The following is a 21,482-nucleotide window of genomic DNA, read 5'->3' as shown; positions in this document are numbered from 1 at the left end:
TTTATTTTTTATTGCCGAGTGCATGTTTTTTGAACTGATTAGTTATTTTTTATAGCCTTCCAATGTGATTAAGAACTTTTTTTAAACAATTAAGTCCAGTAGAATATGTCTCTTGCTTCACATTTTTTGGTTTTTTTGATTGAAAATACGGTTTGTTCATAAAACGGCGCAGCTTTTGATGCTTGTAGTTGTCATAACTACGAGTGGGCTTTGTTACGCCATTTCAAACCATAGTTTTTATGAGTTGGCATTAACAATATTAAGTTATAGTAAATGGCCTAATACAACACGACCAACTATTTGTGTTATTGATAATCCAGAAGCGACTAATCAATTTCAAGCAAGTGTGAAAGAACTGTCTTATGATTATCAAGTACAGGCAGTGAGCGCCAAAGAGTTTTCTAAGACTCAATGTCATGTTGCTTATTTCTCCACAACATCGCCTCAGCAACAACAAAATTTAATTCAGTCTTACCCTTCTCGATTTTTATTATCATTAAGTACTAATAACTCTACTTGTGAAATCGGAAGTATTTTTTGTCTTTACAATAAAAAGACCTTTTCTACTTTTAAAGTAAATTTAGATGCTTTGAGTTACTCCAAGGTTCATATCGACCCTCGCGTCTTAATTTTGGCGAAGAACACGGAGTAGTTAAAGTGATTTCAAATTTATATCAATCTACTTCATTACATGCATTATTCCGTAAATCTCAATTTACGATTTTCGCAATTACCTTTGTAATTTGTTCATGTACTTTTGCCACGATTTCCATGTTTACGATGGAAACTTATGCAAAACAGAACCTTAAATTACTGAGTCAAACTGTGCTTGAGCGTATTCAACCAGCAGTCGTCTTTAAAGATAGAGGCGCGATTGATCAAATTTTGGATGACTACACAAGAGAACATGCAATTCGAAGTATCCACGTCTACGATCCGCAACAACAGTTATTAGCAGAAAGTACAAAGAAGATTGCAAACACTTCTTTTTTACAGGATTTACTCGACAAATGGTTTTTGCATGATCCTGTTAAACTTATGATTGTTCACCATAAGAAAAAAGTTGGAGAACTTGTTCTATATGGTAGTTCTGAAAATATTTTACATTTTCTTAAGACCATTATTATTGGTTTAGCTATTTCCATGTTCTTTATTGTGATTGCATTATTATGGTCGGTAAATTTAACTTATCGCCAGATTATGCAAGCAATTAAGCCACTCACGCATATTGCCCAATTAGTCAGCGATCAAAAAGCTTATAATTTACGCTTTCCAAATAATCATATTAAAGAGTTCCAAAATTTAAATACTGTATTTAATGAATTATTAGAAGAAATTCAAATCTGGAATAACAACTTACAAAAAGAAAATCGCCAGCTTTCTTTTCAAGCACACCATGATCAGCTAACAAGTCTGCCAAATCGGCATTATTTTTATGAAGAATTACTCAATATTTTCGAAAACCCTCTATTTCGTCACAATTCTGCGTTAATATTCATCGACAATAATAAGTTTAAGCTTATTAATGACCAGTTTGGACATTTAGCTGGAGATGCTGTGTTACGTGAAATGGCTCAGCGTTTAAAGTTATCTGTTCGACAGGAAGATTTTATTGCTCGACTGGGTGGAGATGAGTTTGCAATTATTTTGCATGCAATTCACCATGCTGACCATTTGAAAGCTATTGCTGAGGGGCTACTTGCAAGCAGCGTAGAACCTTTAAATTTTAACGGTGAAATTATTCATTTTGGTTTTAGTCTGGGTATTGCTTTCTCCCAATTTGCAGAAAATCCAGAAGATTTGGTAATGCAAGCCGATCAAGCAATGTATAAAGCAAAGAATTTAAACCCACATTGGTTTTTATATAAACCAGAAATTTAGGACATGTTATGCGCACTCATACCATTAAAATTTCATTTATTGCGTTACTCTGCCTAACATTGGCTGGATGTTTGAGTTTTGGTCCACTTAAGTACCGTCAAGTTAAAATGTTAAAAAAAGAAGGCTTTGTTTTAACGAATGAGGGCTGGAGCCTTGGTTTACCAGAGCGCCTATTATTCGACTTTAATAAATCAGATATTAAGCCAGAGCATGGTAAGGAAATTACGCGCCTAGCAAAACAGCTAGAAAAATATGATTTAGAGAAATTAAAAATCGTCGGTCATACTGATGATATTGGTAATCCAGAATACAATCAGAAACTATCTGAAGAACGTGCTCAAAGTGTTGCTTCTATTTTTGTTAATGAAGGGTTTAAACCAAATAATCTAACTGTAATTGGGCGTGGTTCTAAACAACCATTTGTTCCAAACACAAGTGACGAGAATCGTGCAAATAACCGTCGCGTTGCTGTGATTATCATTCCATAAAATGATTAATAAATAAAAAGGCCAACAATAAAGTTGGCCTTTTTTCATTTTAGCTCAATAATATCAATCGTTGGGGGCACTCTAAATCGAAAAGGAACGCCAACCATGCCTGTACCCACCGTGACAAATACATCTGCATGTTCATGAATATAAAATCCTTTTTTATGCCCTAATATCGAAACTTTCTTCATGATGTAATTAGTAATCCACGGTAATTCAATTTGTCCGCCATGTGTATGTCCTGACAGCATTAACGGACGCATGGGTAACTCTGGAACCATGTCTACTGTATCTGGATTATGTGACAAAATCAGCCACGGTTTATCTTGTGGCAGCTCTGGTAAGAAACGCATATTCGCCTTACCTGCCCATAAGTCACCAATACCCACTAAACGAAACTCATCAAAATCAACAATCTTGCCTTCGATATCAATGACATCGTTTTGGCTTAATGCTTCATTTAATAACGCTTGAATCGGTGGTCCAGGATATTGCTCATCATGGTTTCCTGGTACAGAATAAACAGGAGCTTCAATCTGTTTCAATACTGCAAGCTCATGCACTAACCGATTCTCAGGTTCGTATGTCCAATCCCCCGCCACAACCACAAGATCAGGTTTCTCCTGATTCAGCTTTCTCACAATCGTTTTTAACTGTCGCTCATGTCCTGAAAACAATCCAACATGCATATCAGCCACAACAGCCACTTTCACAGGCTTGCTAAATTCACGATGCGGATTCAAACGATATTGATGATGTTTGACGTGAACCGTATGTGGTTCAATAAAGCGGGCGTAAATTAAAAGACTACTTAATAGAAATACAAACGTAGTTTGATGTATGCTGTAGTAACCAATCCACCCTGCATATAAACTAAAAAACCAGAGTGGAATAAGTAAATAAGAGAGATAAAAAGCCAATAAGTGCACAAAAGCTTTAAAAGGATGAATTGTCTCTGTACGTGACTGATGCACCCAAGCCTGTATAAATGCCCAGAGTGCTAGAACTGCGAAAATCGAATAGAAAATCAAAACTGTTGTATCTGAATCAAGCATTACAGATCTCATTAACCTCATCTAGGGACAGATATCGCATCTCATATTTATATTTTTAGATGAAATGTTATACTCAAGCCCAACTTTTAATCAGTAACAATTATGACGCAATTTTCTCGCATAAATAGCAAACATACAGAAATAAGTACAACTACTTACAATAAAAGTATGCTTGCGATTTATTGCAGTATTGCGATCACGGTGACGGGCTGTAGTACGCTACCAAAGCACACAATTGAACCAACATCACAGCCCACCTTACAGATCAACACTGCTGATACAACTTTAGCGCAAGTAATTCAACCTTTACAGCAACAACATCCAAACCTGACAGGCTATCATGTTTTATATGAGCCCTTGGAGGCTTTGGCTGCTCGTTTGCGTTTAATTGATAAAGCTGAGAAAACTTTAGATCTTCAATACTATATTTGGGATAACGATAAAGTTGGAGCACTTGCACTACATGCATTGATTGGTGCGGCTGACCGTGGTGTGAAAGTACGACTTTTAATTGATGACAATAATGCAAAACATACCGAAGGTATTTTTTTAGCTTTAGCTCAACATCCTAATATTGAAGTCAAATTATTCAACCCTTATCGCTTTCGCAAATACCGCGCAATCGATATGGTTTTAGATTTAAAACGTATTAATCGACGTATGCATAATAAAAGTTTTATTGCAGATCATCAGGTTGCACTGATCGGTGGTCGTAATATGACGAATCAATACTATAACGTTAGTGATAATTATCAATTTTCAGATGTTGATGTCATGCTGTTTGGAACGGCGGTAAATGACATTTCCAAGTCTTTTGATGATTATTGGAATCATGAATATGCCTATGATGTTCGTGAAATTGTTAATCCAAAATCTCATCGTCTCAGCTATGAAAGTTTAAAACAACAGCTTGATGATCACTATAAAAAAGTCACTGTACAAAACTATTTGGATTTAACTGATCGTTCGCAATCAATCGATGCATTGATCAATCGAGACATTTCATTAGATTGGGTTAAAGCGGAAGTTGTTAAAGACTCACCCGATAAAATCAAATCTAAAGCAAAAAAACAAGAACATCTTAATTTCCAACTGATCAATCATTTAGAACAGCCTGAGAAAAATATTGATCTTATTTCAGCTTATTTTGTTCCCGAAAAAAAAGGGGCAAAAATCTTAGGCGATCTAGCCCAAGATGGTGTGAAGGTTAGAGTTTTAACCAACTCTTTTAAAGCCAATGACGTTGCTGTGGTACATGCTTTCTATGGTAAATATCGAAAGGAGCTTTTAGAGCAAGGCGTTCAACTTTATGAATTCTTACCTGCCTTAGATAAAGATGACCTCGACAAACATACTGAAGATTTAGCCAAAAAAGCCAAAGTTAATATTAAAGGTCTTAGCCGATCAAGTTTACATGCAAAGCTAATGGCACTGGATGAAAAGCAAGTTTTTATCGGGTCATTTAATTTTGATCCACGTTCAGCTTATTTAAATACTGAAATTGGTGTTTTACTTGATAGCCCACCTTTGGCTCAAGCTGTGCACGCAACTATGGATCAAAATCTTAGTAAATACGCCTATAAACTTGTTCTAAATGCGAATAAGAAAATCACATGGCAACGCCAAACACCTCAAGGTCCTGTTGTTTACACAAAAGAACCTCGGATGAAATGGTGGCAAAAAGCTGGGGTTAAAGTTTTGTCTTGGCTACCTATCGAAGGTTTTATGTAGCATCAGGTGGGGTGTTTAAAACCTTTTGTTGTAACTCTAAAAGTCCCGCACGCATTTGGCGATCAACTTCTTTGGTTAAGGTATCAACTGTATGTCCTTCTACAGGAATAGCAGGTAATGTCATTAAATGTGCAGTGACTTTCGGCATTTCTAAAACACGTTGCACATGCTCCGCAAAAGACATTTCACCGATAAAAGGTGCAACCATATCAAGTTCGCCATGTTGATTGACATAGCAAATCACACAAATCTGAACGGGTCGCTGCGCTTCAATCGCAGCACCTAATAATCGACCATGTACTTTTTTAACCTTATGACCATCTGTGGTCGTTGCTTCAGGGAAAAATAGTACTGGAATGTCTTGTTTTAAAAACTCAGTAATTTGTTCACGAATTCGAATCGAATCCCCTGAACCTCGCTTAATGAAAAGCGTACCACCACCTTTCGCTAGATTTCCTAGAATTGGCCATTTTTCTACTTCTGCTTTAGCCAAAAAGAAAATACGTGCACCAGAACCAAGTACAGCAACATCAAGCCATGAAATATGATTGCTCACCCAAAGTGCAGGTTCACGCGGAATCGTGCCATGTACCTGTACTTCGATATTGAAGACTTCGCATAGACGACGACAGAAATACTGCACATAGCGCGTATTTACAGGATTATTTGGATCTTTATATAAACCATGACGATAAATAAGATAAAAGCCTTCACCAATGGTCTCTAAACCAGAGGCTAATTTTCGACTATATAAACTAAATTTTGAAAATAAATTTAATGGTGCACTATCTACTGCAGTTGTTTCTTGAGTCATAAAATCATTAAAACCATTGGGTTTTCACCCGTCATAGAAACTTGTGACATGAATATCAAAAGGCACAAGCATCTTTGGATGATACAAGGTGCAGACTATATAATTCCGCTACTTTTAATTAATCAATCCTCACGTTATACACAGATAAATTACCAAAAAATCTCGGTATATACGCTTTGAGTTAAGCAAGTTATATCATGCCAATATCCACTTATAAAAGTTATCTTGATAATAAAAAACGAACGTGAGCATGATTTTTTTCAATTTCAAATCAACAATTAGATCAAATAATATAAATCAATCGAAATAACAGATCAAAAGAGTCCTACTATGCACACCAACAGCACCGCCACTGAAGTCGAAAATACCATCTCTTATGGTTATGCTTTAAAAATGTTTTTAGGCTGGGCTATTTTATATATGGGGACGCTAATCGGATTCATTGAGCTAATTCGTCGTAATGTCATATAAATCGAGTAAGTCTTTGCCCTTTCGTTAAAGTTTATTCTAAAATAGGACTTTAATACCTAGGATATGACAGCAGCGTGGAATATTTTGAGCAGCATCAAGGTGGCGAACGGGCAATTTTAGTCAGTGTTTCTGTTCAACTCCTCGATGATCTTGATGCTGAAGAGTTTCGATTGCTCGCTCAATCTGCTGGCGCTGAAATCCTGCAACATATTTCTGTACAAAGAAATAAACCTGATCCTAAGTTTTTTATTGGCTCAGGGAAAGTCGATGAAATTGCAGAACTAGTACAGGAACTTGAAGCTGAGTTGGTTATTTTTGATCACTCCTTAAGTCCCGCCCAAGAACGTAATTTAGAAAGAATACTGAAGTGTCGTGTCATCGATCGTACAGGATTGATTCTTGATATTTTCGCCTTACGCGCGCGTACACACGAAGGTAAATTACAAGTCGAACTCGCGCAACTTAAACATCTATCAACACGTTTAATCCGAGGCTTTACTGGGAACTTAGAACAACAAAAAGGTGGGATTGGGCTGCGTGGTCCAGGTGAGTCACAATTGGAAACTGACCGTCGACTGATTCGTGTTCGTATCACACAACTCAAAGAAAAGTTAATCAAGGTTCAACAAACACGCTTACAAGGTCGAGCTGCTCGTCAAAAAGCAGCAATTCCAACTATTTCTCTCGTTGGATACACCAATGCTGGGAAATCTACACTTTTTAATATTCTTGCGAAAAGTGATGTATATGCAGCAGATCAACTCTTTGCAACCTTAGATCCAACCTTACGTCGTTTAGATTGGGATGGGATTGGTACAGTTGTATTAGCAGATACCGTAGGTTTCGTCCGCAACCTACAACATGATTTGGTTGAATCTTTCAAAGCAACACTAGAAGAAACCTTGGAAGCTACCTTACTATTGCATGTCGTGGATAGTAGCAGCCCCAATATGCTTGAACAAATAGAAGCTGTCGAGTCTGTGCTCAAAGAGATTGGAGCGGATGCACCCATTTTGCATGTTTATAATAAAATTGATCAAAGTGGAGATAGTGCAAAAATCATTTATAAATCTCCTGATTTTCCTGATCGAGTTTATGTATCCGCACACTCTGGTGAAGGTTTAACCTTATTAAGTCAGGCTGTCCAACAGTGCTTATTAGGACAATTACAACACTTTAATTTAGTCTTGAAACCTGCATACGGTAAACTACGCACGCAACTCTATACACTGAATGTAATTCAATCTGAGCATTATGATGAGCAAGGTGATTTGCACTTATCGGTTTGTATAGCACCACAGAAATTGGAACAAATCATCAGACAAGCTCACTTACCATTAGATGAAATTCTTGGAGAGAAAGCCGCTTTATTCAAACGACCACTAGAAGAGTTTGAATACGTGAAAGATCAATAAAATTTCTCTTTCCGTGGTAGCATCTTAAGAAAAGAATGACATCATCATAATGGTAATCGTCCATTGTTCAGATAAATGAGTAAGAGACAACATGAAAGATATTGATTGGACAGCTTGGTTTTATACGATTTTATTGATTGTCGTATTTCGTGAAGGTGCCGTCGCAATCACTAAAGTATTTAATCATCCAGAACTCGGCAATCTCGTCGGTTTGATGAGTTTGCTTGCAACGTTATTAATCTGGAGACGATTTAGAAAGATTTCGAATCGCTTGATTGATACTAATAATAAAATCATGAAAGAAAGCGCATTTGCATTTTTACCCATCTGTGCAGGTTCTTTGATTATGTTGGTTCACTTAGGCAAAGAGATCCCCGTTTTCTTATTTATACTTACGTTAAGTACCTTACTCCCTCTTTGGATTTACGCCAAAATGGCAAAGCGTTGGTTATAGGAGTCGCTAAATATGTTTATGATTATTTATGGCTTTATGATCACCTTGGTTAGCTATCTGATCTCGAAACCACTCAATAAAAAATTCCCGCAAATTCCTTTAATCGTGTTTGCAATGTTTATCGTCATTGCTTTATTGGCCATTTTAGGCGTTCCTTATGAGCATTACATGAAGAACGTAAATGATATCTTTAATCATTTATTAGGCTATGTCACAGTTGCCTTAGCTATTCCTTTAGCTGCAATGCGCTATGATGATTTACCGATTAAATCTATGATCGGAATTTTATGCTTTGCAAGTATCAGTGCGGTCGCATTGCCAATGGGCTTGGCATATTTATTACATATGTCTGAACCTACAATCATGGCATTTGCTACACGTGCAGTTACGACACCTATCGCACTGAACATCGCTACCCTATTACATGCGCCCTTGATGATGGTGACATTGATTGTCATTTTATCTGGTGTAATTGGTGCGGCCTTCTCTCCTTGGATTTTAAAACACATTCATGATGAACGTGCATCTGGTCTTGCTTTAGGTCTCGCAGCTCATGCCATCGGAACAGCGCAAGCATGGCAACGTGGCCCTGTGACTGGTCGTTACGCAGCGTTTGGCATGGCAGTAAATGGTGTATTTACAGCGATCTGGTTACCAACATTTATACTGTCTTTATCTTAAAATTTGCCACAAATATCACATTAAGATTGAACTAATTGTCAAAAATCCGACATAATGGGATTTCAAACGTTAAAAGGATTTTTAATGATGGGCAAACAACTTATAGGTGCATTACTCTTATCTGCAATCAGTAGCTTTTCTTTCGCAGAAGACATCACGGGGACTTGGCAAAGTATTGATGACAAAACTGGGGCACCTAAAGCGTTAATCGAAATTCGTAAAGAGACGAATGGTAGTTATGCAGGTAAAATCGTAAAGATCACCCCTCGTGCAGGCTATACTCCAAAGGAAATATGTGTAGACTGTCCAGCACCTTATACCAATAAACCAATCTTAGGCTTAGATGTTGTTACAGGTCTGAAGCACAGTGAAGGACTTAATTATAGCAATGGTCGTATTCTTGATCCGAATACAGGCAAAGTTTACAGCATGAAAGCAAAATTAAGTTCAAATGGCAAACGATTGCATCTACGTGGTTATCTTGGTGTATCGGCTTTAGGACGCAATCAAATCTGGATTCGTACTGAATAAAACTCAGATAGATAAAGCATCTACCATCTTCTCTTAGATCACTTTCGATCACGGTTTATACAAAAAGCTTTCTCATTGTCTAACAATCTTTGAGAAAGCTTTTCTACTTTTTAGCCTGAAAATTATTGAAATTTCAATAATTAATAAAAATGCACAATTGTAAAATAAAGATTGAATCTATTATTAGAAATCCGAAATAATAGAGGGACAAGAATATAGGCTGAGCGGCTTAAATATGTATACAAAACTCATTACACTATTTTTATTCATGGGGCTAAGCCATCTCACATTTGCACAAGATATTACAGGAACTTGGCAAAGTGTAGATGACCTTACGGGTGCACCTAAAGGGCAAGTTGAAATTACTCAAAATGCAGATGGCACCTATACGGGCAAGGTTACAAAAATCACGCCTCGCACAGGATATACGCCAAAAGAATTCTGTACGGGTTGTCCTGCACCCTATACCAATAAACCAATCTTAGGTTTAAACGTTATTACCAAACTCAAGCACAAAAAAGATTTAACATATACTGGTGGCAAAATCTTAGATCCTAACAGTGGTCGCATGTATAGCCTCACAACAAAACTGAGCTCGAATGGACAGCGTTTACATTTACGTGGCTATGTCGGCGTTTCTGTATTAGGACGCAGCCAAATATGGATTCGAGTCAACAATAAAACTGAATAATCAATAAAAAAGCCCTGAATATTCAGGGCTTTTTTATCACTTAATTTTTAGCGACCTTGCAACTTTGAATAATCTAGAAGCACATTTGCAGCTTCATTAATGAAAGTTTCTTCCTCTGGTAGTGGTGGACGAAGGTGTGCTTTCATTTTGGCACGAGATTCAACCAATGCATCAATAGATGCTTGATAGCTTTCCCAGTTCGCATACGGTGCTTGCCCTGTTTCTTTGCGACGCTGGTTTTCAGCTGCTAAAGTCTGTTTTTCCAAGTCAATCAATTCAGCTCTGCGTTGATCAATATCTAGTACAACTTTTTTCTGCTCAGAAGTTTTCTGAGAAATAGCTTTACGTTGTTCTAAATATTTAAACTGTGGATCAAGCGCTACACGCTGCTGAGAAAGCTCAGATAATTTAGTAACATAAGGCTGTATTGAACCTTCACGCTTGAATGGTGCAGTTGGAATCGTATCCCATTTCAATGCATTCTTCGCCTTACGCTCACCAAACTCCTCATTGTAAATATCTACCAATTTGATGTCTGGAACGACCCCTTTATTCTGCGTACTGCCACCTGTTACACGGTAGAATTTACGTTGTGTCAATGTTGCTTGACCATGAGCTAAAGAATCTAATTGGACTTGTGCCGTTCCTTTACCCGTAGTTGTGCTACCAATGATAATACCGCGCTCATAATCCTGAATCGCTGCAGAATAAATTTCACTCGCTGAAGCTGAAGCTAAATTCACAAGTACCGCCATTGGCCCTGCATAAATTTGCTCACCGCCATCAGTATCTTCAAAGACATTGACATTACCATTGCCATCACGGATTTGGACAACAGGACCTGACTTGATCACCTGACCAAGCATACGGGCAACTTCTTCTAATGAACCACCTGGGTCATTACGTAAGTCGACCATAATGCCTTCAACTTTTTGAGTTTTTAATGACTCAAATGCTTTTGCTGTATCTTCAGAGACTGAGCGATATTCAGTACCAGCACGGCGTGAACGGTAGTCAAAATAGAAAGATGGAATTTCAATCACCCCAAACTTATGTTTTTTACCGTCGCGAGTAATTTCAACGGTACGAGAGCGAACACCTGCATCTTCTTCTTGAATGATGTCACGCGTTAAAGTGACATTACGTGCTTGGCTCATCGATGCGCCAGCGCCCAACAAACGAACCACTACTTTCGTACCACGCTTACCACGGATCAAACCAACGATTTCGGAGCTAGGCCAACCAATCACATCCACCATTTTTTCGCCATCTTGAGCAACCCCAATAATGCGATCTCCTGATTTCACTTGACCTGATTTACTTGCTGGCCCGCCTTCTACGATGGTTTCAATCTTAGTGTAATCTTCATTACCACGTTCTGGACGAATCGAAACACCGATGCCTTCTAACTGTAAAGTGGTTTGACGATTCAACTCCATCGCATCAATCGGCGGATAATAATTACTATGTGGATCGTAAGTCGCTAACATTGCATTGAGTGTTTTATCTAACACATCATCACTTTTGACACGACCAATACGCTCTAATTGTCGCGTGTAACGTTTCTTCAAAGTCTGAACTGGGGTTAAATCTTCTGGACCCGTCAAATCTTGTCCATTGGCAAGCGAAGGGTTAGCTTTTAAGGCTTTTTGTTTCGCTTGCTCCTCTTCTTTGCTGATCGTGAGATTGATTAATTGTGAAACCAGCATTTTCTGCCAGTGTGCTTGTTGCTCGGCAGAGGTTTTAAAATATGCCGCTTTTTCACGATCAATATCTAAATACACATCTTTTTGATTCAAGTTCTGTGGCTTTTTTAATTCTGCTAACATGAATTCATAAAACTGTTTCAAACGGTCACGATATTGAGCATGAATTGCATATGGCCCTGTCAGGTTCCCTGCTTTTAAGGCGCTACCAAAATTTGAACCATATTTATTCTTATAGTCTTCAACTTCACTGCTTAAAAATAATGAGTGATCTGGATCAAGGCTATCGAGATACATATCTAAAATACGATTTGAAGTTGTCGCATCCAAACGCATATTTAAATAATGCTGACGATCGACCAAGGTTGCTAGCTGGCGCGCGACCAAAGCTTGCTCTTGCGATGGTTTGATTACGCTTGAAACGATTGGCGTTTCAGTTGCTGCAAAAGCCTCATTGATTGTATGAGAAAAAAATAAACCACCAGTCGCAATTGCAACTGCACACGCTATCATTTGAAGTTTCATAAAATTCTGGTACTTCCTTGGATCTGGCAATTATTACATGCTGCTATCATCATATGAACATAATTCATTCGATAGTTTTGCAACATGTAGAACTTATCAATCTTCATAAATAAATGACCAATAAGCACTTATCATCAATATCATCTAGTTTTATCATATTCTGTACTGACAAAATGTAGCAAATCATTGCACAATTTAGCTATCGTTTTTTTCATCAAAATTCAAACGGAATCCATATGATCGGCGCATTGATGCTGGATATTGCTGGCACAGAACTTACTCAAGAAGATATTGAACTATTACAAGCTCCGCAAGTCGGCGGAATGATTTTATTTGCACGAAATATTGAATCACCACAACAAGTTCGAGCACTTACGGATCATATGCGTCAAGTCCGTCCTGATATTCTGATCGCGGTCGATCAAGAAGGTGGTCGTGTACAACGCTTAAGACAAGGTTTCACCCTACTTCCTGCAATGGGAAGACTTGGGGAACATTACTTACATCATCCTGAACAAGCCATTGAACTATCAGAACAATGCGGTTGGTTAATGGCAACAGAAGTTCTCGCGGTTGGTATCGATTTTAGTTTCGCTCCAGTCTTAGATCTCAATGATGTTAGTGATGTAATTGGTGATCGTGGTTTTGCTAAAAATATACAAGACATCATCCCACTGGCAGATGCTTTTATGCGTGGTATGAAAAAAGCAGGCATGGCAACGACAGGCAAACATTTCCCTGGGCATGGTTCAGTGAAAGCGGACTCTCACATTGCTGCCGCGATTGATAGCCGCTCATATCAAGAAATCTACGACAAAGATATGCAAAGTTTCATTCAATTAATGCCTCAACTCGATGCCTTGATGCCAGCTCATGTGATCTATGATCAAGTTGATCCAAACCCAGCTGGCTTCTCTCCATTTTGGTTACAAAATGTCTTACGCCAACAACTTAAATTTGATGGGGTTTTATTCTCTGATGATTTAAGTATGCAAGCAGCTTGTGTTGCTGGTGGCGCTGATGCACGTATTCAAGCTGCCTTAAATGCAGGTTGTGATATGGGCTTGGTGTGTAATGATCGCGCAGCTGCATGTATTGCATTAGACGGAATTCAAGCGTTGGCTTTACCAAATCAGCAACGTTTAGAGCGTATGCGTGGCAAAATTCCAAATATCGACGTGGGAACAACACTCGTGTTAGATGAAAACTGGAATAACGTCAGAAAAGTCATTGAAGAATTTAAGAATTCGTTCTAACTTTACTTAGATTTTCCCATTGTTTTATTAAGATAATGGAATCTTGCCGAGTGCTGATCTGATTGAATAAGTTTGCCTTCGGCTCGACTTACTTTTCAGGGATGAAAAATAAGCAAAAATCCTTTGTTAGGCTGAGGGTACATCCTTGTAACCCCAGCCCAACAGCGGCATCCATGCCGCTCTACGATAGTAAATAACAAACCTAAAATCGGATTTGGTAGCAAAATCTCAACGTTAAAAAGAGATTAATTTTATATATCCAAATTAGGAAAATAGAGTCTAGGACAGATGACACAACAACTTTCAAAACATCGCCATATTTCATTTACTGCACACTACACCGGCTATATTTGGTATCAAATGGGGATTTCACATCCAGCTTTAGCAACTGCCAAAGGCAAAACACTAGCAGCACTTGTACATCCAATTGAAAGTTGGGCTGAAAAATATGTTGGTGGCAGCATGCGCACCACGCTTAAACAACGTCATACGATGCTTGATCATGACTTACAAGAATTAATTCAGCAGTATCCTGATATCCAAGTACTCGAAATTGCATGTGGCTTGTCACCGCGTGGTTGGTGGTTTAGACAACATTATCCAAATATTACCTATCGCGAGCTTGATTTACCTGATATGGCTGCAACCAAACAAGCCGCCCTGCAACAAATTGAAAGTAAAGTTGATGATGTCCTTTCCGTTGATTTATTCACAGAAGCATTCGCTACGGCATTTGAAGTATTTGATCCAAAACGTCCGCTTGTTATTATCAGTGAAGGGCTTATCAATTATTTTGAAAAGCCTTTATTACAACAACTGATTAAATCGATTGTGACTTATGGTCAAGACTTTAAAGAACTACATTATTTAACTGATCTCTATCCAGAACCGACGCAAAATAAACTCGCTACCATTATTTGGAACAGCAGTCGTCTACTTAAATGGATGTCTCGTAGCGCGTTTAGTTTTCACTTTAAAACACCTGCCGAAGTTGAAAGTTTCTTTTATGAAGCAGGTTTTAAACAAGTTGTGATCCAACAACCAAAACAGTTTTTCGAGCAGCAGATCCTAGAAAACAATCAGCAGCATTTAGGTGATCTCGTCTGGACTATAAAAGCGAGCAATAATAAATAGACATTAAAAAAGGTGGGTTATCCCACCTTTTTTATTTATCACGATTATTCAGCAGGTTTTTGGCGTGCAATAAAACGAGTCAAACGGTCTGCCACATCAAAACTACCGTGTTTGAAGAGAATACGAAGCCCTTGCTCAGTAGCATCAAAGGTTAAGCACTCAATTTTAAACTCACCTTCTTCATCAACCAAATGTAATGCTAAATCACGCGGATGCTGACGAACAAAGTCAAGTTGTTCAAGATTATCAAGTTTTAAAAACACACCGAAGAAAGTGATATCTACAATTTTTACACCAGCTTCAATGTCTGAATGGCGATGAGATAATTTCGTTTCAGGCTGCAAAACAGGGATACGCTCTTCACCACGACGCTCGATGTTCTTCATTTCTTCACGCGTCATAGGAATAATGCCATCAAGGTTATTGATGGATTCTCCTTTTAAGAATGAGGTGAATAAATTCATGGTTTCTTTACGGCGTTGCAGTTGCGGTACATGATCTGCATTGGCAATTAAAGCAAACTGCATATCTTGGCATTGCAAAGCGAAATCAGCATTTTCATGTGGCAAAGTAAAACTATCGTACTGACCAGCCGCGACCAATGTTTTACATTGTGGCACTGGCACATCACTTAAACGCAGTAAACGATTGCAATTAATCTCATAACGCTCTCGCTCAGTCGCAGTAAACTCAGCCATTTGTCTGAAGAACAAACGTTTTGCTGTTGGTGACATCCGCGTTTTGTCTAGCTTCGCATGATTTACGAGATACAAAATTACAGCTTGACCAAACTCCTCCATGCGGTCTTCACGCATTAAATGCAGAGACTCTTCAAGCAGCATACGCCAACTCTTACGGGTCTTTTGCATAACCCCCATTAACACCATACGATCAATCAGTTCTGGACGTTGGTGAGCAAAAGAAGATGCAACCACTGAGCCTAATGACATCCCCATCACTGAAACTTTTTCAATTCCAACGATATCAAGCCACTGACCTAACATTTTAGATAAATCGGGTAGTTCTAGAATTCCAGCTGACTCACCTGTATCAACATTACGAATTTGTTGATTAGCTCCCATTGAAGGTAAGTCAATTAAAATCACGGGTCCACTCTCAAAGAGTTGCTCAACACAATACTTATAAGAGTTAAAATTTTGAAATGCGCCCCCGACAATTACAATTGGCGTGTTGTAGATCGTTTTAGGATCTGCAATTGCCATATATTCAATTTTCCAACCATCTATCCATGTCGTACGTGCTGGTTGTTTAAAACTGTTTTTATTGTATATGTCGAAAAAACCAAAACCCGTGAAGGTATGATTTAAATCCGAGTCCATTTGGATAATGGAATTCATATCCTTCCTCCATCCTTGATTATTTTTTTGCAGCAAGAGTCTCATTTTTAGCGATTTCTACTTGCTAGTTAACAAATTTATAAAATTTGTATTACATTTATCCTATACATTTTCATTCTATACAAATGCGCGTTTTATACGCAATCATTTCCTTAACCACTTATCTTGTTTAAAGCAATAATCTTTTGCAAAATATGTAGTCTCAGCGATTTATTCAATATCTCCATCGCATTTAAATCAAAAGGTTTGAGCAATTTAACAATTTATAATTTTTTGAATTGTCGGTTCAAACTATTCATTGTTCCGCATTTGACTGTTACTATCTTTATAAATACATGCAATCATCAAAATGCTATGCAAGAATCTATTCAAAATTATATGCAGCAGGTCGGTATCCAAGCGCGTAAAGCGTCTCGTGTTTTGACTAGCGCATCGACTCATTTGAAAAATCATGCATTGTCTGCAATTTATACTGCTTTGGAAAATAATCAAGCACAAATTTTAGCAGCCAATCAAATCGATATGGAAAATGGTCGCCAACGCCAATTAGACAACGCTTTACTCGACCGTTTAGAGTTGACCCCTGCTCGCTTTAAAGGCATGTTACAAGGTCTTAAAGATGTGATCGCCTTGGTTGATCCAATTGGTGAAATCACGGATCTTGCTTACCGTCCATCAGGTATTCAACTTGGTAAAATGCGTGTGCCTTTAGGTGTCATTGGTATGATTTATGAATCAAGACCAAACGTGACATTAGAAGCAGCGTCACTTGCTTTAAAGTCAGGTAATGCCATCATTTTACGCGGTGGTTCAGAAGCACTTGAATCAAATAAAGCCATTGCAACAGCGATTCAACACGGTTTACAAGTTGCAGGATTACCTGAGTATGCCGTGCAAGTAATCGATACACCTGATCGTGCTGCTGTTGGTCATTTGATTACCATGACTGAATATGTTGATGTGATCGTACCTCGTGGTGGCAAAAGCTTGATTGAACGTATTACCAATGAAGCGCGTATTCCAGTGATTAAACACTTAGACGGAAATTGCCACGTTTTTGTCGAAGCACAAGCGGATCTTCAAAAAGCATTGCCTATCGCACTAAATGCTAAAACACATCGTTATGGTGTGTGTAATGCGATGGAAACATTGTTAGTCGATGAAGCAATTGCAGATGATTTCTTACCGAGTATTGCTGAACTTTATGCTGAAAAACAAGTTGAGCTTCGTGGTTGTGCGGAAACACAACAGATTTTAGGTGATTCAGTTAAAACGGCGACTGAAGAAGATTGGTATACCGAATATCTAGGCCCGATCTTGGCGATCAAAGTCGTCAGCGGCATGGATGAAGCTATTGAGCATATCAACAAATATGGTTCTCATCACACAGATGCCATCGTAACTGAAAACTTTAGTCTAGCACGCGAGTTCCTCGCACGTGTTGACTCAAGCTCAGTCATGATCAATGCCTCAACCCGCTTCGCTGATGGCTTTGAGTATGGTTTAGGTGCTGAAATTGGAATTTCAACCGATAAAATTCATGCACGCGGACCTGTTGGTTTAGAAGGTTTAACCTCACAAAAATGGATTGTTTTTGGTGATGGTCAAATTCGCCAATAATTTATTTTTGTTGTTTTAAATATTCCACACGATAAAGCTCATCAACTTGATCTTTATCGTGTTTTTACATAATTTCATACAAAAAATACGTGCAAAATAAACACATCACTCAAAAGAAATTATGATTTGCAACCTATAATTAATGAGATTCAATTATAAATCAGTTGTATAGGCTAAAGTCTATTTTCACCAATACAACAACCCATGTTAAAACATTGCGCTTGATTCCACTGCCTTTTGCGTTGCAGCAAGATCAAAGTGTTCGTCATAAAATTTAAAATCTGTTAGGTGTTCAAAACGTGGCTAAATCTGTACTTGTAATTAACTGTGGTTCATCTTCAATCAAATACGCGCTAATTTCTGAGCGTCGTGAAGATCGTATTTATGGCTTGGCAGAAAACTTAGGCTCTGCTGATGCACGAATCAAAGGTGTGACCGTTGGTGGTGAACCCTTAGAGCTTTCGATTCCACATGCAGACCATGCAAAAGCACTTGAAACACTTTTAGCTCGCCTAGCAAATTATAATCCGCAAGCAATTGGTCATCGTGTAGTTCATGGTGGCAACCTCACCAAAGCAGAGCTTTTAACGCCTGAAATCGTGAAACGTATTGAAGCTGCAACACCTTTAGCTCCATTACATAATCCTGCACATTTGGTGGGTATCGAAGCAACCATGCGTTTGTTCCCTGAATTACCGCAAGTTGCTGTATTTGATACTGCATTCCATCAAACTATGCCTGAACGTGCATATCGTTATGCATTACCACAAAATTTATATACAGAGCATCACGTTCGTCGCTATGGCTTCCACGGTACAAGCCACGCTTATGTAACAGAGCGTGCAAGTGAGCTTGCAGGAGCAAAAAATCAAGGCGGTTGGTTAAGTGCACATTTAGGTAACGGTAGTTCGACTTGTGCGGTTTGGAATGGTCAAAGTATTGATACATCAATGGGAATGACACCACTTGAAGGTGTGGTTATGGGCACACGTAGCGGTGATGTAGATCCAAGTTTACATCTGTTCTTGGCAAGTAACTTGGGCTGGGATATTCAAAAAATTGACAATATGCTCAATAAAGAAAGTGGCTTGCTTGGTCTTTCTGGGTTATCAAACGATATGCGTACTTTAGTTGATGCTTCAAACGATGGACATGAAGGAGCGACACTTGCAATCGAAGTATTCTGCTATCGTTTAGCAAAATCACTCTCAGCGCTTAGCTGTGGTTTACCTCGTTTAGATGGCTTGGTATTTACTGGTGGAATTGGTGAAAACTCAGCGTATGTCCGTGAAAAAACTTTAGGTTACTTATCTCACTTTGGCTTGCAATTCAGTAAAGAGAAAAACGATGCGCTCCCTCGCGGTACTGAAGGCCGTATTGATGCAGGTCAAGGCCCTCAGATTTGGGTGGTGCCTACGGACGAAGAAGGTCGTATTGCCAAAGAAACACGTCAAGTGGTTGAGCAAACTGTTTTAGCTTAGTTCAAAAAATTTAGATAAAAATTAAGGTCATTATGAACACTATTTTATTAATTCCTACAGGCGAAGGTGTTGGTTTAACATCAGCTTGCTTAGGTATGATTTATGCATTGGACTGTAAAGGTATTAATGCGGGGTTTCTAAAACCATTTTCTCAAATTGCAGATACAACGGTTGATCGCACAACAACGCTATATAGCCATTTATTCCAACATCAATCTGTTGAACCAATTACCTATGAAAAACTAACGCAATTAATTTCATTAGGTGAAACAGACGAATTACTTGAAGAAGCTGTTGCACTTCATCGTAGAATTTCCGCACATCATGATGTGATTATTGTGGAAGGTCTAGTTCCAAATGGACAAGATCATTTTGCAAGCGAAATCAATGCGGCGCTGGCTCAAGCACTTGATGCGCAAGTTGTGCTTGTCAGCACCGCAGATCTAGCTGATCCACGCAAAACAGCCGAAAAAGTTGATGCACATCTCCGTCAATTTGGTGGTGCTGCGTCTGCTCGTACTACAGGCGTACTGTTCATGCGAACCAAAGGGCTTCCTGATGGTACTGCTGAAATCCCAGTCACCCTTGATCCAAGTTTACGTTTAGAAAAACAAATCGCTGAGTTTTCAGTTGAGTTAAAACGTTACAATCGCTTCATGGGCACCAATGAGCTTCCAATTATTGGACTCGTTCCATTTAGCAATATTTTAAGCGTCCCAAGAAGCTTGGATATTGCCCCACTGGTCAACGGGACATGGTTACATGAAGGTGAAGCCAAACAACGTCGTATTTTACATACCAGTTTGGTTGCATCGGATATTGAATCTGAACTACATAAATTTGTTGCAGGTGAGCTGATTATTAGTGCGTCTCAGCGTACCGATACGCTACTTGCAGCAAGCCTTGCAAGTAGTAACGGTATTCCGCTCGCAGGCCTAGTTTTAACGGAACAAGCTGCGCCAGCAGACAATGTCTTAGAATTCTGTCAAAGTGCCATTAAGCAAGGTCTACCGATTTTGCATACGTCTTTAGACACCTTAGAAACGGCGCAGCGCTTACATCACTTTGGTAATGAAATTCCAGTTGATGATACTGAGCGTGCAGAACAAGTGACCCGTTTTGTATCTAGCCATATTGATAATCAATGGCTTGACCAGCACACGCAAAATAATTTACATCCACGTTTGTCGCCTTCTGCTTTCCGTTATGAACTGGTTCAAAAGTCAATTTCAGCGAAAAAACGTATTGTTTTACCTGAAGGTGATGAACCTCGTACCGTTCAAGCAGCGGTGATTTGTCAAACGCGTGGTATTGCACAATGTATTTTGCTTGCTAAACCAGAATCTGTAGCAGAAGTTGCAAAAGCGCGTGGTATTCAACTACCCGATGACTTAGAAATCATTGATCCAGACAGTATCCGTGATCAATATATCGAACCAATGGTGGAGTTACGTAAAGGCAAACTCGATGCCTTACAAGCCAAAGCACAACTTCAAGATACAGTGGTACTTGGTACGATGATGCTTGCGCTTGATCAGGTTGATGGTTTGGTATCAGGTGCGATTCACACAACAGCAAATACTGTTCGCCCAGCATTCCAGCTTATTAAAACTGCGCCGAACTATTCACTCGTCTCGTCTATTTTCTTCATGCTGCTGCCAGATGAAGTTTATGTGTATGGTGACTGTGCAATTAATCCTGATCCAAATGCAGAACAACTTGCTGAAATTGCGATTCAATCAGCAGACTCTGCAAAAGCATTTGGTTTAGACCCACGTATTGCCATGATCAGCTATTCAACAGGCACGTCTGGGACAGGTGCGGATGTTGAAAAAGTTGCCGAAGCAACCAAAATTGCGCAACAACGTCGACCAGATTTATTGATCGATGGTCCTTTGCAATATGATGCGGCTTCAGTTGAGAGCGTAGGTCGTCAAAAAGCACCAGATTCAAAAGTTGCTGGTCGTGCCAACGTCTTTATCTTCCCTGATCTCAATACAGGCAATACGACCTATAAGGCGGTGCAACGTGCTGCCAATGTCGTGAGTGTCGGTCCAATGCTGCAAGGCCTAAACAAGCCTGTGAATGATTTGTCTCGTGGTGCGTTGGTTGATGATATTGTATTTACCATCGCATTAACTGCGATTCAGGCAAAACAACAAGACTAACATATTGTTCTGACAGCCAAAG

Annotated in this window: 19 protein-coding genes; 15 read left to right on the top strand and 4 right to left on the bottom strand. The window is 38.9% G+C overall.

What is annotated here, in order from left to right:
• Nucleotides 1-178: 178 nt before the first annotated feature.
• Genes IO68_RS21860 through IO68_RS21850 form a run of 3 tightly spaced genes read left to right on the top strand, consistent with a single transcriptional unit; the run spans nt 179 to nt 2,369 of the window.
• Complete coding sequence (locus IO68_RS21860) at nt 179-652, top strand: YfiR family protein (protein WP_004877477.1); 474 nt, start codon at nt 179-181, stop codon at nt 650-652.
• A gap of 5 nt (nt 653-657) precedes the next feature.
• Nucleotides 658-1,881: a diguanylate cyclase domain-containing protein gene (locus IO68_RS21855; RefSeq protein WP_023012934.1), complete on the top strand. Its 1,224-nt coding sequence runs from the start codon at nt 658-660 to the stop codon at nt 1,879-1,881.
• Between the two features lie 8 nt (nt 1,882-1,889).
• Nucleotides 1,890-2,369, top strand: coding sequence for an OmpA family protein (locus IO68_RS21850; RefSeq protein ID WP_023012933.1), 480 nt, complete (start codon nt 1,890-1,892; stop codon nt 2,367-2,369).
• A gap of 44 nt (nt 2,370-2,413) precedes the next feature.
• Here IO68_RS21850 and IO68_RS21845 read toward each other — a convergent pair whose 3' ends face one another.
• On the bottom strand, nt 2,414-3,424 hold the full coding sequence (locus tag IO68_RS21845) for a metallophosphoesterase (protein WP_023012932.1): 1,011 nt from the start codon (nt 3,422-3,424) through the stop codon (nt 2,414-2,416).
• A gap of 168 nt (nt 3,425-3,592) precedes the next feature.
• Between IO68_RS21845 and IO68_RS21840 the strand changes: the two genes are divergently transcribed.
• A complete protein-coding gene (locus IO68_RS21840) occupies nt 3,593-5,155 on the top strand; it encodes a phospholipase D family protein (protein WP_017196799.1) in 1,563 nt (520 codons plus the stop codon).
• Here the strand turns inward: IO68_RS21840 and IO68_RS21835 are convergent.
• On the bottom strand, nt 5,148-5,969 hold the full coding sequence (locus IO68_RS21835; protein WP_004877487.1) for a lysophospholipid acyltransferase family protein: 822 nt from the start codon (nt 5,967-5,969) through the stop codon (nt 5,148-5,150). The genes IO68_RS21840 and IO68_RS21835 overlap by 8 nt on opposite strands.
• Nucleotides 5,970-6,299: 330 nt before the next feature.
• On the opposite strand from IO68_RS21835, the gene IO68_RS33985 reads away from it, so the two are divergent.
• The 6 genes from IO68_RS33985 (at nt 6,300) to IO68_RS21810 (ending at nt 10,212) form a co-directional block, all read left to right on the top strand.
• Nucleotides 6,300-6,440, top strand: coding sequence for a hypothetical protein (locus tag IO68_RS33985; RefSeq protein ID WP_004877488.1), 141 nt, complete (start codon nt 6,300-6,302; stop codon nt 6,438-6,440).
• Between the two features lie 74 nt (nt 6,441-6,514).
• Nucleotides 6,515-7,855 carry a ribosome rescue GTPase HflX gene (gene hflX, locus IO68_RS21830; RefSeq protein ID WP_019385372.1) on the top strand — a complete coding sequence of 447 codons (1,341 nt, stop codon included), beginning with the start codon at nt 6,515-6,517 and terminating at the stop codon, nt 7,853-7,855.
• 91 nt (nt 7,856-7,946) lie between these two features.
• The gene (locus IO68_RS21825) at nt 7,947-8,309 is read left to right on the top strand and encodes a hypothetical protein (protein WP_019385373.1); all 363 of its coding nucleotides are present in this window, start codon (nt 7,947-7,949) and stop codon (nt 8,307-8,309) included.
• Nucleotides 8,310-8,321: 12 nt separating this feature from the next.
• On the top strand, nt 8,322-8,990 hold the full coding sequence (locus IO68_RS21820; protein WP_004877491.1) for an LrgB family protein: 669 nt from the start codon (nt 8,322-8,324) through the stop codon (nt 8,988-8,990).
• 87 nt (nt 8,991-9,077) lie between these two features.
• Entirely contained in the window at nt 9,078-9,521 is a 444-nt protein-coding gene (locus IO68_RS21815; RefSeq protein WP_023012931.1) for a DUF2147 domain-containing protein, read from the top strand.
• A gap of 235 nt (nt 9,522-9,756) precedes the next feature.
• Nucleotides 9,757-10,212, top strand: a complete 456-nt coding sequence (locus tag IO68_RS21810; protein ID WP_004877494.1) for a DUF2147 domain-containing protein — start codon at nt 9,757-9,759, stop codon at nt 10,210-10,212.
• A gap of 47 nt (nt 10,213-10,259) precedes the next feature.
• Here IO68_RS21810 and IO68_RS21805 read toward each other — a convergent pair whose 3' ends face one another.
• A complete protein-coding gene (locus IO68_RS21805; RefSeq protein WP_023012930.1) occupies nt 10,260-12,443 on the bottom strand; it encodes a carboxy terminal-processing peptidase in 2,184 nt (727 codons plus the stop codon).
• Between the two features lie 236 nt (nt 12,444-12,679).
• Between IO68_RS21805 and nagZ the strand changes: the two genes are divergently transcribed.
• Nucleotides 12,680-13,699, top strand: coding sequence for a beta-N-acetylhexosaminidase (gene nagZ / locus IO68_RS21800; protein WP_004877497.1), 1,020 nt, complete (start codon nt 12,680-12,682; stop codon nt 13,697-13,699).
• 288 nt (nt 13,700-13,987) lie between these two features.
• Nucleotides 13,988-14,833 (top strand): class I SAM-dependent methyltransferase, encoded by an 846-nt coding sequence (locus IO68_RS21795; RefSeq protein ID WP_023012929.1) that lies wholly within the window; start codon nt 13,988-13,990, stop codon nt 14,831-14,833.
• A gap of 44 nt (nt 14,834-14,877) precedes the next feature.
• Here IO68_RS21795 and IO68_RS21790 read toward each other — a convergent pair whose 3' ends face one another.
• The gene (locus IO68_RS21790) at nt 14,878-16,191 is read right to left on the bottom strand and encodes an alpha/beta fold hydrolase (protein WP_023012928.1); all 1,314 of its coding nucleotides are present in this window, start codon (nt 16,189-16,191) and stop codon (nt 14,878-14,880) included.
• A gap of 354 nt (nt 16,192-16,545) precedes the next feature.
• Between IO68_RS21790 and IO68_RS21785 the strand changes: the two genes are divergently transcribed.
• The 3 genes from IO68_RS21785 (at nt 16,546) to pta (ending at nt 21,460) form a co-directional block, all read left to right on the top strand.
• Nucleotides 16,546-17,811: a glutamate-5-semialdehyde dehydrogenase gene (locus IO68_RS21785; RefSeq protein ID WP_023012927.1), complete on the top strand. Its 1,266-nt coding sequence runs from the start codon at nt 16,546-16,548 to the stop codon at nt 17,809-17,811.
• Between the two features lie 299 nt (nt 17,812-18,110).
• Nucleotides 18,111-19,292: an acetate/propionate family kinase gene (locus IO68_RS21780; protein ID WP_023012926.1), complete on the top strand. Its 1,182-nt coding sequence runs from the start codon at nt 18,111-18,113 to the stop codon at nt 19,290-19,292.
• A 32-nt stretch (nt 19,293-19,324) separates the two neighbouring features.
• The gene (gene pta / locus IO68_RS21775; protein WP_023012925.1) at nt 19,325-21,460 is read left to right on the top strand and encodes a phosphate acetyltransferase; all 2,136 of its coding nucleotides are present in this window, start codon (nt 19,325-19,327) and stop codon (nt 21,458-21,460) included.
• Nucleotides 21,461-21,482 lie beyond the last annotated feature (22 nt).

It is taken from the genome of Acinetobacter sp. COS3 (assembly GCF_000475335.1).
In the GTDB taxonomy this organism is placed as follows: Bacteria; Pseudomonadota; Gammaproteobacteria; order Pseudomonadales; family Moraxellaceae; genus Acinetobacter; species Acinetobacter venetianus.
The sequence above is the reverse complement of the archived record's forward strand: the minus strand, read 5'-3'. Positions and strand labels throughout refer to the sequence as shown.